Origin of the sequence: Caldanaerobacter subterraneus (assembly GCF_004345675.1) — a bacterium.
GTDB classification, from domain to species: Bacteria; Bacillota; Thermoanaerobacteria; order Thermoanaerobacterales; family Thermoanaerobacteraceae; genus Thermoanaerobacter; species Thermoanaerobacter subterraneus.
In genome coordinates this window covers 100,662-115,272 of sequence record NZ_SLWU01000006.1, presented here as the reverse complement: position 1 = coordinate 115,272, position 14,611 = coordinate 100,662, and the positions used below count along the sequence as shown (strand labels likewise).

At 39.2% G+C, this 14,611-nt stretch carries 13 protein-coding genes, 9 tRNA genes and 1 pseudogene; 10 read left to right on the top strand and 13 right to left on the bottom strand.

The window, feature by feature from the left end:
* Positions 1–66: 66 nt before the first annotated feature.
* Both tig and EV203_RS04245 read right to left on the bottom strand, forming a co-directional pair.
* Positions 67–1,386: a trigger factor gene (tig, locus tag EV203_RS04250; RefSeq protein WP_132039296.1), complete on the bottom strand. Its 1,320-nt coding sequence runs from the start codon at positions 1,384–1,386 to the stop codon at positions 67–69.
* Positions 1,387–1,610: 224 nt separating this feature from the next.
* Positions 1,611–1,871: a stage V sporulation protein S gene (locus tag EV203_RS04245; RefSeq protein ID WP_031313958.1), complete on the bottom strand. Its 261-nt coding sequence runs from the start codon at positions 1,869–1,871 to the stop codon at positions 1,611–1,613.
* Positions 1,872–2,121: 250 nt separating this feature from the next.
* Between EV203_RS04245 and EV203_RS04240 the strand changes: the two genes are divergently transcribed.
* A complete protein-coding gene (locus EV203_RS04240) occupies positions 2,122–2,607 on the top strand; it encodes an ECF transporter S component (protein ID WP_132039294.1) in 486 nt (161 codons plus the stop codon).
* 90 nt (positions 2,608–2,697) lie between these two features.
* Here the strand turns inward: EV203_RS04240 and EV203_RS04235 are convergent.
* Positions 2,698–2,782, bottom strand: a tRNA-Leu gene (locus tag EV203_RS04235).
* Positions 2,783–2,944: 162 nt separating this feature from the next.
* Here EV203_RS04235 and EV203_RS04230 point away from each other — a divergent pair.
* From EV203_RS04230 to EV203_RS04195, 8 genes are all read left to right on the top strand, one after another.
* Positions 2,945–3,018 (top strand) — tRNA-Gly (locus EV203_RS04230).
* A 4-nt stretch (positions 3,019–3,022) separates the two neighbouring features.
* Positions 3,023–3,099 (top strand) — tRNA-Arg (locus EV203_RS04225).
* An 11-nt stretch (positions 3,100–3,110) separates the two neighbouring features.
* Positions 3,111–3,187: transfer RNA gene (locus EV203_RS04220), tRNA-His, on the top strand.
* Positions 3,188–3,190: 3 nt separating this feature from the next.
* Positions 3,191–3,265 (top strand) — tRNA-Gln (locus EV203_RS04215).
* A 4-nt stretch (positions 3,266–3,269) separates the two neighbouring features.
* Positions 3,270–3,345 (top strand) — tRNA-Lys (locus tag EV203_RS04210).
* Between the two features lie 38 nt (positions 3,346–3,383).
* Positions 3,384–3,470: transfer RNA gene (locus EV203_RS04205), tRNA-Leu, on the top strand.
* A 5-nt stretch (positions 3,471–3,475) separates the two neighbouring features.
* Positions 3,476–3,551: transfer RNA gene (locus tag EV203_RS04200), tRNA-Gly, on the top strand.
* Positions 3,552–3,576: 25 nt separating this feature from the next.
* Positions 3,577–3,652 (top strand) — tRNA-Lys (locus EV203_RS04195).
* A 137-nt stretch (positions 3,653–3,789) separates the two neighbouring features.
* On the opposite strand, the gene EV203_RS04190 is transcribed toward EV203_RS04195, so the two are convergent.
* The 9 genes from EV203_RS04190 to EV203_RS04145 all read right to left on the bottom strand — a co-directional run bounded on the left by EV203_RS04190 (position 3,790) and on the right by EV203_RS04145 (position 13,072).
* On the bottom strand, positions 3,790–4,365 hold the full coding sequence (locus tag EV203_RS04190) for a Uma2 family endonuclease (RefSeq protein ID WP_009611230.1): 576 nt from the start codon (positions 4,363–4,365) through the stop codon (positions 3,790–3,792).
* Positions 4,366–4,470: 105 nt separating this feature from the next.
* On the bottom strand, positions 4,471–4,971 hold the full coding sequence (locus EV203_RS04185) for a metallophosphoesterase (RefSeq protein WP_132039292.1): 501 nt from the start codon (positions 4,969–4,971) through the stop codon (positions 4,471–4,473).
* A 1-nt stretch (position 4,972) separates the two neighbouring features.
* On the bottom strand, positions 4,973–5,572 hold the full coding sequence (locus tag EV203_RS04180; protein ID WP_132039290.1) for an XTP/dITP diphosphatase: 600 nt from the start codon (positions 5,570–5,572) through the stop codon (positions 4,973–4,975).
* Positions 5,532–6,317: a ribonuclease PH gene (rph, locus tag EV203_RS04175; protein WP_011025033.1), complete on the bottom strand. Its 786-nt coding sequence runs from the start codon at positions 6,315–6,317 to the stop codon at positions 5,532–5,534. Before rph ends, EV203_RS04180 begins: the two co-directional genes overlap by 41 nt.
* Positions 6,318–7,453: 1,136 nt before the next feature.
* On the bottom strand, positions 7,454–8,416 hold the full coding sequence (locus EV203_RS04165) for an ABC transporter ATP-binding protein (protein WP_132039286.1): 963 nt from the start codon (positions 8,414–8,416) through the stop codon (positions 7,454–7,456).
* Positions 8,413–9,432 carry an ABC transporter ATP-binding protein gene (locus EV203_RS04160; protein ID WP_132039284.1) on the bottom strand — a complete coding sequence of 340 codons (1,020 nt, stop codon included), beginning with the start codon at positions 9,430–9,432 and terminating at the stop codon, positions 8,413–8,415. The genes EV203_RS04165 and EV203_RS04160 overlap by 4 nt, the downstream gene beginning before the upstream one ends.
* 12 nt (positions 9,433–9,444) lie before the next feature.
* On the bottom strand, positions 9,445–10,377 hold the full coding sequence (locus tag EV203_RS04155; RefSeq protein WP_132039282.1) for an ABC transporter permease: 933 nt from the start codon (positions 10,375–10,377) through the stop codon (positions 9,445–9,447).
* A gap of 11 nt (positions 10,378–10,388) precedes the next feature.
* A complete protein-coding gene (locus tag EV203_RS04150; RefSeq protein ID WP_132039280.1) occupies positions 10,389–11,309 on the bottom strand; it encodes an ABC transporter permease in 921 nt (306 codons plus the stop codon).
* 104 nt (positions 11,310–11,413) lie between these two features.
* The gene (locus EV203_RS04145) at positions 11,414–13,072 is read right to left on the bottom strand and encodes a peptide ABC transporter substrate-binding protein (RefSeq protein ID WP_132039278.1); all 1,659 of its coding nucleotides are present in this window, start codon (positions 13,070–13,072) and stop codon (positions 11,414–11,416) included.
* Positions 13,073–13,881: 809 nt separating this feature from the next.
* Between EV203_RS04145 and EV203_RS13705 the strand changes: the two genes are divergently transcribed.
* A complete protein-coding gene (locus EV203_RS13705; protein ID WP_243700576.1) occupies positions 13,882–14,145 on the top strand; it encodes a hypothetical protein in 264 nt (87 codons plus the stop codon).
* Between the two features lie 197 nt (positions 14,146–14,342).
* Here EV203_RS13705 and EV203_RS04135 read toward each other — a convergent pair.
* Positions 14,343–14,584 (bottom strand): annotated as a pseudogene (locus EV203_RS04135) (IS5/IS1182 family transposase); the annotation flags it as partial.
* Between the last annotated feature and the right edge of the window lie 27 nt (positions 14,585–14,611).

The window sequence follows — 14,611 nt, the reverse complement described above, 5'->3', positions numbered from 1 at the left end:
TTGGCATGTTGGAAGAAGGGTATTTTTTTGTCTTTTTGCCCTTTAAATGCCTCAAAAATTTTTTAATTACCCCCTTGACATTTTACCGTTTGTCTTTTTACTTACTATTTTACACTGGTTGAAAATAAAGTCAATCGTCTTATAATACGCTATATCCTCTTTTATGCCGTTTATCTGGCTTTCTGTTAAACTTTTCTTGAATTCTTCCAGATTTACTCTGTAACTCTCTGCCAACTCTTTTAATTTGTTCTCCAGCTCTTCTTCTGTAGCTTCAATGTTTTCAACTTTCGCTATTTTATCTATCACAAGCTGGGTTTTTACCCTATTTAAAGCGCCTTCCCACATTTCCTTTCTTAAGTCCCGTATGGTCTTGCCGGTTATAGATAGATAGGTGTTTAAATCTAAACCTTGTAATCTCAAATTATAGTCCAAATCCCTCAAAGAAAGGTCTATCTGCCTTTCTACCATCACATCTGGAATATCCACTTTTGCATTTTCTACTACTTTCATTACTGCCTTTTCTTTCATTTCATTTTCTGCTTCTCTTTTATTTTTTTCTTCTAATTTCTTCCTTATATCCTGCTTTAATTCCTCCAAAGTCTCAAATTCACTTACATCTTTTGCAAACTCATCGTCCAGTTCTGGCAATTCTTTTTTATTTAATGCCTTCAGCGTAACTTTGAATACGGCAGTCTTTCCTTTTAATTCTTCCACTCTGTAATCCTCAGGGAAAGTGACAGTCACGTCAAAGGTCTCACCCACATTGTGGCCTATTATTTGATCTTCAAAGCCAGGCACAAAAGTATTGCTTCCTAATTCAAGTTCGTAATTCTCTCCCTTTCCTCCTTCAAAAGGCTTATCGTCTATATATCCTTCAAAGTCAATTACAGCAATATCCCCCTGCTCTGCGGGTCTTCCCTCAACTGGGATAATTCTTGCATTTTGCTGCCTTAACTTCTCTAATTCGTACTCTACATCTCCATCATACACATCATATTCTATTTTTTCAATTTCTATGCCCTTGTATTCTCCAAGCTCAACTTCGGGCATAACTGCAACAGTTGCTTCCAAAACCAAATCTTTTCCTTTGCCTATTTGCAAGATGTTGATGTCTGGATAATCTACAGGCTCTAAATTAAACGTTTTTAAAGCTTCCTGGTACGCTTCGTCGAACACATACTCTATGGCATCTTCATAAAGTACGCCTTCTCCATAATATCTCTCAACTAAAAATCTTGGAGCTTTCCCTTTTCTGAAACCTGGAACATTGAATTTTGAAGCATTTTTCTTAAAAGCATAATCTAAGCCTTCTTCAAATTTTTCTTTTGGTATTGTAAGTTCAAGAGTAGCCACGCTCTTTTCTATTTTCTTAAGATTCGCACTCATCAAGTAAATCCTCCCATTCCTTTCTTTCGTATGGACTCTTCTGAACTTATAATATTATAACATAAAAAATTTGTGAAGCAAAATAAGTACAAAAAAAATAATGCAACGTGCATTATTTTCCTGCTAAAATATTTTGGTGCGGGCAAAAGGAATGCCCGCAAAAATGTCAATTCTAAATCATATTATACTCCCTCTGTTTAATTTTGTCCAGTGGACAAATTGTTTTATCTGGCTTTTACAATAAACTTCATAGCAGTTCTCTTTTCTCCATCTATCTCTACTTCTACAAATGCAGGAACCATTACCAAATCAATACCATTAGGAGCCACAAATCCTCTAGCAATTGCAATAGCTTTTACTGCCTGATTGACCGCACCTGCTCCTATAGCCTGAATCTCCGCAGCAGACTTTTCCCTCACAATAGCCGCCAACGCACCTGCTACAGACTTAGGATTGGAATTAGTTGATACTCTCAAAACTTCCATCACTACTCCCTCCCCTGTTTTAATTGCAAAGTATCACTTGTTGAGATGAGTAGGCTCCATATATAAATTATAAGGATGAAATTTCATTAAGTCTAGTACCTATAATACTAAATTTTTAAATCTAAGGCAAATTTTTTATAACTTGCGGCCAGGCAGCAGAGTGTATTGACGCACAGTTTGATAAATATTTGACATTCCTCTAGAAGAGTACTAAAATATAACTGAGCACAACAAAAAGGAGATGTTTCCTATGAATACAAAGTTTATAACAAGGACAGCCATTTTACTTGCCATTACAATAGTTTTTCAATTTATGAAAATGCCTCAGCTTGTAACAGGGTCAGTGGTAAATGCCATGTTATTAATCGCTGCTGGAACTGTTGGAATGTGGTCAGGAATTACAATAGGCTGTCTTACTCCTGTAATCGCATTTTTAGTTGGAATAATGGGTTTTCCTCTGATGATACCTTTTATAATGATTGGCAATTCTTTATACGTGATGCTTTTTTCAATGCAGAAAAATAAGATACTGGGCATGATATTAGGCGCTTTAGTCAAATTTATATGGCTTGCAATATCAGTAAAGTATATAATACAGTTATTCAATGTAAAAGTGCCTCTAAAAATCGTCCAGGCTTTCACAACCCCTCAGCTTATAACTGCTATAATAGGAGGTATTTTGGGGCTCATCGTCATTAGCCTGCTAGAAAATTATTTCAGATTTTCAAAAGAGTGAGTTACATTAAAAATAAAAACTCTGCGTTGGGGCAGAGTTTTTATTTTATTCTTCTGTATTTTCTCATATGCTAAATTAAAATTTTTCTAATGGTGCGGGCAAAGGGACTTGAACCCCCACGGGAAACCCCACCAGATCCTAAGTCTGGCGCGTCTGCCAATTCCGCCATGCCCGCATCTTATCAAACTTACCTTCTTACATTATATAAACATAGCTTTTTATTGTCAAGACCAAAATATTCCTCATACCTGTCCACCAAAAATTTTGAAGCATAAGTGTTGACAAAGATAAAACCATCTGATATAATCTAAAACTGTCAGAAGAAATTATAAATAGTGCGGGTGTAGCTCAATGGTAGAGCCCCAGCCTTCCAAGCTGGTTGCGTGGGTTCGATTCCCATCACCCGCTCCAAGATGCGCCTGTAGCTCAGCTGGATAGAGCAACGGCCTTCTAAGCCGTGTGTCGGGAGTTCGAATCTCTCCAGGCGCACCATTTTTTCTGTGGTGGATATAGTTCAGGTGGCAAGAACGCCAGATTGTGGCTCTGGAGGTCGTGGGTTCAAGTCCCACTATCCACCCCATGCTGGGATGTAGCCAAGCGGTAAGGCACCAGACTTTGACTCTGGCATGCGCAGGTTCGAATCCTGCCATCCCAGCCAGAGTGACCCATTAGCTCAGGAGGTAGAGCACCTGCCTTTTAAGCAGGGTGTCCCGCGTTCGAGTCGCGGATGGGTCACCATCTGATTCTAAAATTGAAAAATGTACGGTTTATAATGTGCGGGAGTGGCGGAATTGGCAGACGCGCTAGATTCAGGTTCTAGTGCCCGAAAGGGCTTATGGGTTCAAGTCCCGTCTCCCGCACCAAACGAGCGGGCATAGCTCAGTTGGCAGAGCATCACCTTGCCAAGGTGAGGGTCGCGAGTTCGAGTCTCGTTGCCCGCTCCAAGTGAATACACTTTAACACTTCCGTGCGCCATTAGCTCAGTTGGCAGAGCAGCTGACTCTTAATCAGCGGGTCCGGGGTTCGAATCCCTGATGGCGCACCATTTTTATTTGCCTTCTAATTTAGATTTGCAAACATTTTGCAAACATCCAATAAATGTGAAAAATAAAAAGTGCAGCCTATGACAAAGTGCTGCACTTTTTATTTTTTGAAGAACACTGATTTTCCCAATGCTATCCTTTAGTAGGCAAAAACATCTTTTAAATCTATTACTAAATCTTCAAAAATGGAAACTTTAATTTTGTCTTCTTCGGTATAAATTTCCGGTCTACCATATCTATTGTTTTCCTGCAATGTAAATACACTAACTATTTTTAGTTCAGGTTCTACTATCCAATATTCCTTTACTCCATGTTTTTCATATAAATTAAACTTTTCTACTTTATCTCTTCTTCCAGTCGATGGAGAAGTAATTTCAACAATCAAATCAGGAGCTCCTTTGCATCCTTCATCATCTATTTTTGATTTATCACACACTACTACTATATCAGGTTCTACCACATTCTTTATTTCCCTATCACTTTTTTCATCTCCAGAAGGAAACCTCACTCCAAATGGTGCAGTAAATACTTCACATTGCTTACCTCTAAGATACACGGCAAAGCTTGTAAATATCTCTCTTAATATTCTTTGATGAATTGTCGAAGGAGGAGCCATTAAATAAATCTGTCCATTGATTATTTCTATTCTTCGATCATCTGGCCAGTTTAAGTAATCTTCATAAGTATGAATTTCTTCTTTTTTCGGTAAAGGCATATTTCAACACTCCTTAATACATCCTCTTACATCAAGTTTATTCGCCATAATATAAAGTATCTCCAAGCGAGGCCCCTCTTCTAAAAGAAGGAGCTCTTAGATTTTTTACGCCTTTTTTAAAACTGAAACCTCTTCAAGATTTAAAAGTCTCGGGAAAATGCCTGTTTTATCGATTGTAACTAGTGCTATAGTCTTTTTTGAGCCCTCTCTTGGCAGAGAAGGACTTCCTGGATTTAGAAGCAAAATATCTTCATGCCTTGAAATCATGGGGACGTGAGTGTGCCCAAAAAATACAGCGTCTACTCCGAGTTCCTTTCCTCTTTCAAGTATTGTGTCATATTCGTATTTCACATAGTATCTGTGCCCATGTGTCAACAATATTTTTTTGCCTTCTATTTCCACAATTTTTTCTATTTCATCTTTTGTAGGAAAATCACAGTTACCTTTCACGTACTCAAGAGGGATATTAAACTCTTTTGCAAGCTGAATTCCATCCCCAGCATGGTCTCCCAAGTGAAATATATAATCTAAGCCTTTAAATTCCTTTAATTTATTCCTCACCAGTGTGAATATGCCGTGTGTATCGCTTATCACTGCTACAACCATTTTAATTTTCCTCCAGCCTTTTTAAGATGTATTCTCTAAGCTTTAAAAGCGCCTTTCCTCTATGACTTATTTTATTCTTTTCCTCTAATGAAAGCTCCGCAAGGGTTTTCCCTATCTCATCCACAAAAAAGACGGGGTCATATCCAAACCCGTTTTCCCCCTGCAAATGATCCAAAATATGGCCCTCTAAAACCCCTTCTAAGAGGACTTCTTTTTCACCCTCTATTACAGCAATAACCGTTTTAAAATAAGCCTTTCTTTTCTCATAAGGCACACCTTCAAGCAATTTCAATAATTTCCTGTTATTCTCCTCATAAGTTGCATTTTCTCCTGCAAATCTAGCAGAATACACACCTGGCTGTCCTCCTAAATATTCCACAAAAAGCCCTGTGTCGTCTGCAATGACAATTCCTTCTTTTACTTTGTCCCTTAAAAATCTCGCTTTTATAAGGGCGTTTTCTTCGATTGTATTGCCATATTCTTCAATATCTTCTTCTATTCCCAATTCTTTCATTGAGACTACTTCCACAGGGTAACCTTTAAAAAAGTCTTTTATCTCTTTAGCCTTGTTGGGATTGTGAGTTGCCACTATCAACCTCAACATTCTCCACCCCTATTTTGTCAGCAATGTCTGAGAGCACTTCTTTCTGTATCTTGATAATCTGTTCAATGCCATGAGCAGCTAAATCCAAAAGCTCCTCAAAATTTTGCCTTGAAAAAGGTCCTCCTTCTCCTGTGCCCTGTATCTCTACAATCTCTCCTTTGTCTGTCATAACCACATTCATGTCCACAAGAGCATTGGCATCTTCCTGGAAAGAAAGGTCTAAAAGTTTATTTCCTTCTACAATGCCCACGCTTACTGCTGCAACAAAACTTTTCAAAGGTATCTTCTGTAATTCCCCTTTTTCTACCAATTTATTGAGAGCATCAGCTAAAGCTATAAAAGACCCAGTTATAGAAGCTGTTCGGGTTCCTCCGTCTGCTTGTATTACATCGCAGTCAATCCAAATTGTCCTCTCTCCCAAAGCTTCTAAATCTACAACAGCTCGGAGGGATCGCCCAATTAGGCGCTGTATCTCCATTGTCCTTCCAGAAGGCCTTCCTTTTGTAACCTCTCTGGGATTTCTTACTTCTGTTGCCCTAGGCAACATGCCGTATTCGCTTGTAATCCACCCCTTTCCAGTACCTTTTTGGAAAGGCGGAACTTTGTCCTCAATAGAAGCAGTGCATATTACTTTTGTCTCACCCATTTCAATTAATACAGACCCTTCAGCAAATTTATTAAAATTTCTGGTAATCTTTATTGGTCGTAATTCATTAAATTCCCTTCCATCTATCCTGTTCATTTCTTCAACCCTTTCCCTTCTATTTATCTACATCTATATTTTAAAACCTTTATTACTATTTTACAAGAACAGATTATTTTATTTATGCTCTGCAAAAAATAAGTTATAGAGGGAGGGAAAAACCTTGACCAACATAAACTGCACTCTAAATTGCATATACCAAAAAGACGGAAAATGTACTCTATCATACCTATCACAGGTCAGTAAAGATAAAAGTTTCATAAATCAAGCAAATAACAGTGAAAATAAATTAAAAAAAGTAGAAAACATAAACTGCGCTTATTATATACCTGTTAAGACATAGTTATTTTATCATAAAAGGAGAATAAAAGACATTTGTAATCAGGCTATCTATTACCCACAAAAAAGTAAAAGCTGCAAAGCTTGAAGGTAATTTCTCTTTGAAATTACTTGCCTGGAATAACCTACCTATTTATACAGGTTGTAACCATTGATTTTTTTGTAAGTCGTAAGAAACATAGTACACTTTGTTTTCTTCTCTATCATCCGTCAAAAAAGAGATATGCAACACATGGTCTTGTTCTACTGCATCTATCTGAGAAATATGTTAAAAGGTAGGAAAGAAATCTGCTTCATAGAAAAATTAAAGAGTTTTATTCCTTCAGAATCACAAAGCACAATGTACGTTCGAATAAAGCGTAAAGCTAAAAAGGACGTATTATAGTCGAGCTAAGACTATTATAGGTGCCGTAGGTCAAAGTACGTGTTTTCGCACTGTACTTAGACTGGAGGTCTTATGCAAATTTCTAAGGTACATGAATGAAGAAGAAAGAAAGACTTTTATGGACGTAGAGAAAGAGGTAGAGAAAAAGGATAAAGACGAAGCAGAAAAGCTATTTAAAGAAATGTAAAAGAGTGGGGAATTAAAGATAAGAGGGAAAAGAAAGGGGAAGGATGGAATAAGTTAATAAAAAATCTAAAGCAAAAGCAGGGCTTTCAATTGGAGAAATTGCATCTATTACTGGTGTAAATAAAACCAGGATAAATAAAATTTTGAAAACATAGACAAGAAAACCATCCCCTTGTTTGTTATTGAACTTTACATATATTATTGGAGGACAAATAAAAAAGCCGACCGTCAGCCTTAAAATACTGCTGTTCGGCCGGTATTTTATCTAATAGAGGTGACATGCTACAAAGTGGTTCTTTTCCACTTCTTTGAGTTCCGGTTGCTGTTCGGTGCATATAGGTTTGGCATACCTGCACCTTGTTACAAACCTGCAACCTTTTGGCGGGTTGATGGGACTTGGTACGTCTCCTTCCAGAAGAATCCTTTTCTTTTTCCTTTCTGTTTCCGGATCAGGAATCGGTATAGCTGAAAGTAGTGCCTGGGTATAAGGATGTAGAGGCTTCTTGTGCAAATCTTCAGAAGTTGCCAGCTCAACTATGACCCCCAGGTACATGACTGCTATCCGATCGGACACGTACTTTACCATGCTCAGGTCGTGAGCTATGAAAAGATAAGTTAGCTTCAGTTTCTGCTGAAGTTCCATGAGCAGGTTTATAACCTGTGCTTGGATAGAAACGTCCAGGGCGGAAATGGGCTCGTCGCAGACGATAAACTTGGGTTCTACCGCAAGAGCTCGCGCGATACCTATTCTCTGTCTTTGCCCGCCTGAGAACTCGTGGGGAAACCGGTTAGCGTGCTCCTTATTAAGGCCGACGAGGCTTAAAAGTTCGTATATTCTCTCGGTGCGCTCTTTGTTTTTATATAAGCCGTGGATATCAATACCCTCTCCTATTATGTCTCTCACTGTCATCCTTGGATTCAGCGAAGCATAGGGGTCCTGGAATATCATCTGAGCCTTTCGATTGAATTCCTTCAACTGTTGGCCGGCTAGCTTGTGCACGTTTTTGCCTTCAAAAAGTACTTCTCCTGCAGTGGGTTCATAAAGTCTTACTATGGTTCTTCCCAGAGTGGTCTTTCCGCATCCAGATTCACCAACGAGACCTACGGTTTCGCCTTCTCTTATCTGAAGATTCACGTTGTCGACGGCTTTTAAGACTGCACCCCTGCCCACATTAAAGTATTTTTTTAGATTCTTTATTTCAACAAGAGGCATTCCTTCAACCATCATGACAAAGTCACTCCTTTTCCTACAGGTGGTTTCACTTTTGGAGCCAGGGGATGCATCAGCCAGCAAGCCACACTGTGGCCGTCGCTCACCGTAAATTCTTCAGGATACTTTTCGTAGCATATCTTCATAGCATATTCGCACCTGGGAGCAAAGGGACATCCTACCGGAGGAGCAAAGAGGTCTGGCGGCGTGCCCTCTATAGAAGCCAGCTTCTTGCTTTTATCTAGGTCAGGAGTAGGTACCGACATCAGTAATCCCCAGGTGTAAGGATGACGTGGGTTGTAGAATATATCGTCGAGGTTGCCGCGCTCGATTATTTTACCAGCGTACATGACCAGCACACGTTCGGCCAGATTTGCCACAACGCCCAAGTTATGAGTGATTATTATAATAGCTGTGTTTAGCTTTTTCTGTAAATCTCTCATCAGGTCCAGGATCTGTGCCTGTATAGTTACGTCTAAAGCCGTCGTCGGCTCATCGGCTATAAGTAGTTTGGGGTTGCAGGCCAGTGCTATGGCTATCATTGCTCTCTGCCTCATTCCGCCGCTGAATTCATGAGGGTACTGGTTGGCACGTTTTTCCGCATTGGGTATGCCCACCATCTTCAGCATTTCTATGGCTTTTTTCCAGGCTTCTTTGGAGTGCATTTTCTGGTGTTTTATGAGGCTTTCGGCGATTTGGGCACCTACCTTCATGGTGGGGTTCAGGGATGTCATGGGGTCCTGAAACACCATACTCATCTCGGAACCCCGGATGTGTTCCATTTCTCTCTCGGACAGTTTGGTTATATCCCTGCCCTCAAATATAATCGAACCTTTTTTTATAATTCCTGGGGGCATGGGAATCAGCCGCATTATGGACTGTGCAGTTACGCTTTTACCGCAACCGGATTCGCCCACTATAGCTACAATTTCACCTTTGTTTATATCAAAACTAACACCTCTTACCGCTTTGATTTCCCCCGCATAGGTTTTAAAGGAAACTTCAAGATCCTTAACTTCCAAAAGTTTTTCCATTTTTTTACCTCCTTAAGTGCGAAGTCTTGGATCGAGTGCATCCCTTAATCCATCGCCGAGTAGGTTAAGGGAAAGCATTGTTGTACTTATAAAAAATGCTGGTATGAAAAGCTGGTAGGGATATACTCTAAAAACTTGCGCACCGTAAGCTGCCAACTGACCCCAGCTCGAGTGCGGAGGAACCACACCAAGGCCTATAAAGCTTAAGAAAGCCTCACTAAATATAGCACCCGGAACAGACATGGTAAGATTTACCAAAATTACGCCCATCGTGTTTGGAATCAAGTGTCTCCAAATTATCCTTGCATGACTTGCTCCCAGAACTTTTGCCGCCAGTACAAATTCCTGCTCTTTTAACTGGAGAATCTGTCCGCGGACAAGCCTTGCCATACCAAGCCATCCACCAACAACCAGTGCCAGAATCAACGGCATAATGCCTTGTCCCAGAACGACCATCATCAGTATCACAATTATCATATATGGAATAGCATACATAATATCAACAAACCTCATTATGATCATATCAACTTTACCACCAAAATAGCCCGCAATTCCCCCTACTAGAACACCTATTATCGCGTTTAAAAGCGCTGCCACAACACCAATCATTAAGGATACCCTTGCGCCCATCCATGTGCGCGCCCACAAATCTCTTCCTAAGGAATCTGTTCCAAACCAGTGCCTTGCTGAGGGCGGCTGGTTAATCTCAGAAGGGTTTGTAGTTCTATAGTCGTATGGAGTCATATAAGGTCCAACTATTGCCATAAAAGTATAAAGTATAATTATTATTAATCCCAACATTGCTGCTTTATTTTGCTTTAACCTTCTCCATGCATCCTGCCAGTAGGTAATGCTTGGCCTTGCTATAGCCTCCATTTCACTTATACTTTTGCCTACATGAGTAAAAAGTTCCTGAGAAAGTTCTCCTATACTGTTTTGCATCATCTTTTTACCTCCTATTTCCCTCCAATCCTGATTCTCGGGTCTATAATACCGTAGATAATGTCAACTATGAAGTTCGCTGCAATTAAGAATAGACCGTAAAACACTGTCATCCCAAGCACCATCGAATAGTCCAAGTTTTGAATGCCTAAAATGTAGAATTTTCCAAGTCCAGGGATTGCAAAAATTTGCTCTATCACAAATGTACCGGTGAGAAGTGTAGCTGTTACAGGTCCAAGGACTGTAATTACCGGCAAAATAGCATTTCTTATTTGATGTTTCCATACTATTTGGGTCGGTGAAAGGCCTTTGGACTTTGCAGTCTTAATATAGTCCTGATTGACCACATCGAGCATACTTGCCCTCATAAGCCTTGCTATTAGTGCAATGGAACCCAGACTTAAGGCAAAAGTTGGCATTATTGTGTACGCAAAACCCTTCCATTGAGCAACAGGTAAGAGTTTCAATTTAATAGCGAAAATATATTGCAGAAGAGGTCCTATCACAAAACCAGGAACAGAAATGCCCACGATAGCAATAAACATACTGAGATAATCCAAGGGTTTATTGCGATTTAAAGCTGCAATAATTCCTAAAGTAATGCCAACAATTGTGGCGAAAATGACAGCGCGAATTCCCAGGTCTGCAGAATAGGGAAATGCTTGCTTTATGACTTCATTCACCGTTCTGTTCTTATATCTCAGAGAATATCCTAAGTCGCCTTTTAAAAGGTTTGAAATGTACCTTATATATTGGATGTGAAGAGGTTTGTCAAATCCATAGTATTTTATCATGTTCTGCTTAATTTCTGGAGTAACTTTTTCACTCAGGAATGGATCTCCTGGAAGGAGTCTTACGAGGAAAAATACTATAGTTACAAGGACCCATGCAGTGATTAAAGAAATCACCAATCTATTCAGTATATAGCGGGCCATTTACTTACCTCCCTTTTACGGTTTTCCAATAAAACTTTATTGTTTTCAAATCATCATAGATGGAGGTATGTGCTTTCGCACATACCTCCATTATGAATGAGAAATTAGTTTTTCCCTTCGACATCAGCATAGATAAAGTCTGGATCCGGGCCGATGAAATTCCTGACAAGGCCTGTTACATAATCTTTTTTTGTCCAAGCCCTTTGCCTGAAGTAGACAGGTACAATTGGCCCTTTTTCAAGGAGCAGTTTTTCTGCTTCAAACATGGCATCAGCGCGCTTTTTGAAGTCTCCAGTTGTTTTTGCAAATTTTATGAGTTCATCGTATTCTTTGTTGCTCCAGCCAGTATTGTTGTGCCCGCCGCCAGTGACCCAGAGGTCTAAATAGGTCATCGGGTCGTCATAATCTGGGCCCCAGCCAGCAAATACGACATCGTAGTCACTCTTGTTCATAAGTTCAAGCCTTTGCTTGAAAGGAACCTGTTTTATGGTCATTTCAATACCCAGGTTCTTTCTGAGCATATCCTGAATAATTTCTGCGCTCATCTTAGCCCTGGAGCTATCATCGGTTAGTAATTCAAATTTGATCTTTGATGGATCACTGAGGTTGAGTTCTTTTAAAGCTTTGTCAAGGTATTCCTTCGCTTTTGCAGGGTCGGCCTTTTTAGGATAGAATTCATACGGATATTCCTCTGCGAATTTCTTTTCTACACCGGAAAGGAGTGGTAGTACATATCTTGTTGCAGGATCGGAGACGCCTCCCAGCACAGCTTTTATATAGTCTTCCCTATCGAGCGCAAAGCCGACAGCTTTCCTGAAGTTTTCGTTGGCAAGCCACGGTTTGCCGTCCTTTTTTACGTTGAACTGGAGGTAGAATTCTGCACCATCATAGTAGAAGAGAGCTTTGCCTTCGTTCTTTACCTGTTCAACAAATTCTGGTGGAATTCCTACAAAATCAAGTTCTCCATTTTCATACATTTGCCATGCTGTATTGACTTCTTGTACAATAGGTATTCTTACCCTATCAAGCTTTATGGCATCTTTGTTCCAGTAATTGGGGTTTTTTTCCAAAATGAGTTCCTGTTCGTGTTTCCACTCTTTCAAGATAAACGGGCCGTTGTAAAGAAGTTTGTCGGCATCTGCTGCAAACTTTTCACCCATTTTTTCTACAAACTCTTTCTTAACAGGCATGAAGGATATGAAGCTCAAGAGGCTTTCAAAATACTTAACCGGTACGTTGAGTTTGATTTCCAGTGTCTTCTCGTCGATAGCTTTTACGCCAACCTGGTTTGGGTCAGTTATTTTGCCGGTATTGTATTCTTCGCCGTTTACAATATAGTAGCCCTGAAAAGCATATTCCGATGCAGTTTTGGGGTCAAGGAGCCTTTTTATCGCATATTCAAAATCATAAGCTGTTACAGGCGAACCATCGCTCCACTTTGCGTCCCTCAAGTGGAAAGTATAGGTCTTCTTATCTTCAGATACTTCCCATTTTTCAGCCATTCCGGGATAAACTTTACCGTCGTATACTCTTACAAGCCCTTCAAAAACAGCATTTCCAATCATAATAGCATAAGTGTCGGTCGCTTTCTGTGGGTCAAGGTTCGGAACTTCTGCCCCAATCGCAAAAACTAATTCTTTTTCTTTGAGCTGCTCTTGTTGCTGTTTGCTCTCAGTCTGATTTGTAGATTGCTGGCTACATCCGGTGAAGATCCCTGCTACCAGCAACAGTGTGAGAATAAGGGCTAAACTTTTCCTTAACATTTAATCCCCTCCCAAATAGTTTTAAAGAGTTTATTATTAACTTTTCCCGTATAATCCCCCGACAATCCCTCCTTTCAGCCCATGAAAAAATAAATTAATTAGTACTATACATTTTTACAATACTTGAAAATTTATTGTCCGATAGAAGATACGGGAAATTTGCTTGTGACATATACAGCATATATAGTACATCATATATCTTACAAGGTTCTTTGTCAAGAGTTAGAGTGGGTATTTTCCTAAGTATCTACCCTTCAGAAACCTTATTAGCTTTCGGAAATTTTGCGATATAGTCCGCATGCACTTGCTCTGATGTCTCTTTTTAAATCTCTCCTCGGTATTTTGTTTATAATTATGTCTATGTAGACGATTGCTTGCTTAATATTATAGCATATTTAATGTAAGTTGGCAATAATACATAGTTAAGTCTATATAATTGTGTAAAAAGGGGTTGAGCCATTCCCCACCCTCTAACCAGAGGGATTTTACACAAAAATTTGGACTTGACCCAATACATCTATTAAAAATGTAAACCTTTTGATAAGTTTCTTAGTTTTGCGCATGTATTTTTAAAATTTAGTAAAATGGGAATACTAAAGTTATCAATTTTTAACAGTTATTTTAACTTTATGCAAATGAAGATAATTTTAGTATATGTTTTGTGTAGTTAGACATTAAAAAGTGACAAAAGCACAAGTATTGATTTATAAAAACAATTATTGGTATAATATTTTTGTAAAATGAAAGGAAAAGATGATGATAAAATGACTGATAATTTTGTTTTTGAGATAACTTCACCTTAATTGCACGTGGGAGAAGTAAAATCAATTCCTGTTGTACTGCCAGCTATGTTTACAATAAGTATAGCTATTGGTTCTATGGCATTAGTGAAGAGAGGCATATTAGTAACAAAGCTTAGTGCGGCGGAAGATGCTACTACTGCGACCCTTGTCCCTATATGTTCTACCACAAAACCAGATATAGACCCTAAGGTCACGCCAATCGTTATAAGTATCAAAGTAGCAGCTATGCCTATTGTTAGGGAAATTCCTTCCTGCAAGCATAAGTCTTAAAAGGACATCTCTTCCTAGGTTATCTGTTCCGAGCCAGTGCTCTTTGCTTGGAGGCTGGTTCGCCTTTGTTACATCAGGCACGTCTTGATGTGGCAAAAGGTATGGGCCTATGAAGGCAAATAAAAACATAAAGGTTAGTATTACAACACCTAAAATGACGTACTTATTTGTTATAAAACGGCGGAAAGCATCTTGCCATTGGTTGTAACATATGTTAATATTTCATCTTGTGGGCATATGTAACAGTCATAATATTCATCGTATACGTACTGATGCTTTTTCATGAAACCATCTTTTGTCATTGGTCTCGTGTATACACTGCTGGTATTATCTCTTTATCAAATATTGTCCTCAATATGTACGGAGTTTTATATCCTTCATCTGTTGCTATTGCTTTCGGTTTCCCTACCCTATTTTCAACTTCTTTTAGTACTTCCCATTTGGTAAGAGTATTGTAGGAATTCGA

Coding starts and splice junctions, on each gene's coding strand:
- EV203_RS04190 (WP_009611230.1), bottom strand. CDS start 4,365: ATGCCTTTACCGAAAAAAGAAGAAATTCATACTTATGAAGATTACTTA.
- EV203_RS04240 (WP_132039294.1), top strand. CDS start 2,122: ATGAATACAAAGTTTATAACAAGGACAGCCATTTTACTTGCCATTACA.
- EV203_RS04245 (WP_031313958.1), bottom strand. CDS start 1,871: ATGGAAGTTTTGAGAGTATCAACTAATTCCAATCCTAAGTCTGTAGCA.
- EV203_RS04145 (WP_132039278.1), bottom strand. CDS start 13,072: ATGTTAAGGAAAAGTTTAGCCCTTATTCTCACACTGTTGCTGGTAGCA.
- rph (WP_011025033.1), bottom strand. CDS start 6,317: ATGAACAGGATAGATGGAAGGGAATTTAATGAATTACGACCAATAAAG.
- EV203_RS04150 (WP_132039280.1), bottom strand. CDS start 11,309: ATGGCCCGCTATATACTGAATAGATTGGTGATTTCTTTAATCACTGCA.
- EV203_RS04160 (WP_132039284.1), bottom strand. CDS start 9,432: ATGGAAAAACTTTTGGAAGTTAAGGATCTTGAAGTTTCCTTTAAAACC.
- tig (WP_132039296.1), bottom strand. CDS start 1,386: ATGAGTGCGAATCTTAAGAAAATAGAAAAGAGCGTGGCTACTCTTGAA.
- EV203_RS04165 (WP_132039286.1), bottom strand. CDS start 8,416: ATGATGGTTGAAGGAATGCCTCTTGTTGAAATAAAGAATCTAAAAAAA.
- EV203_RS04185 (WP_132039292.1), bottom strand. CDS start 4,971: ATGGTTGTAGCAGTGATAAGCGATACACACGGCATATTCACACTGGTG.
- EV203_RS04155 (WP_132039282.1), bottom strand. CDS start 10,377: ATGATGCAAAACAGTATAGGAGAACTTTCTCAGGAACTTTTTACTCAT.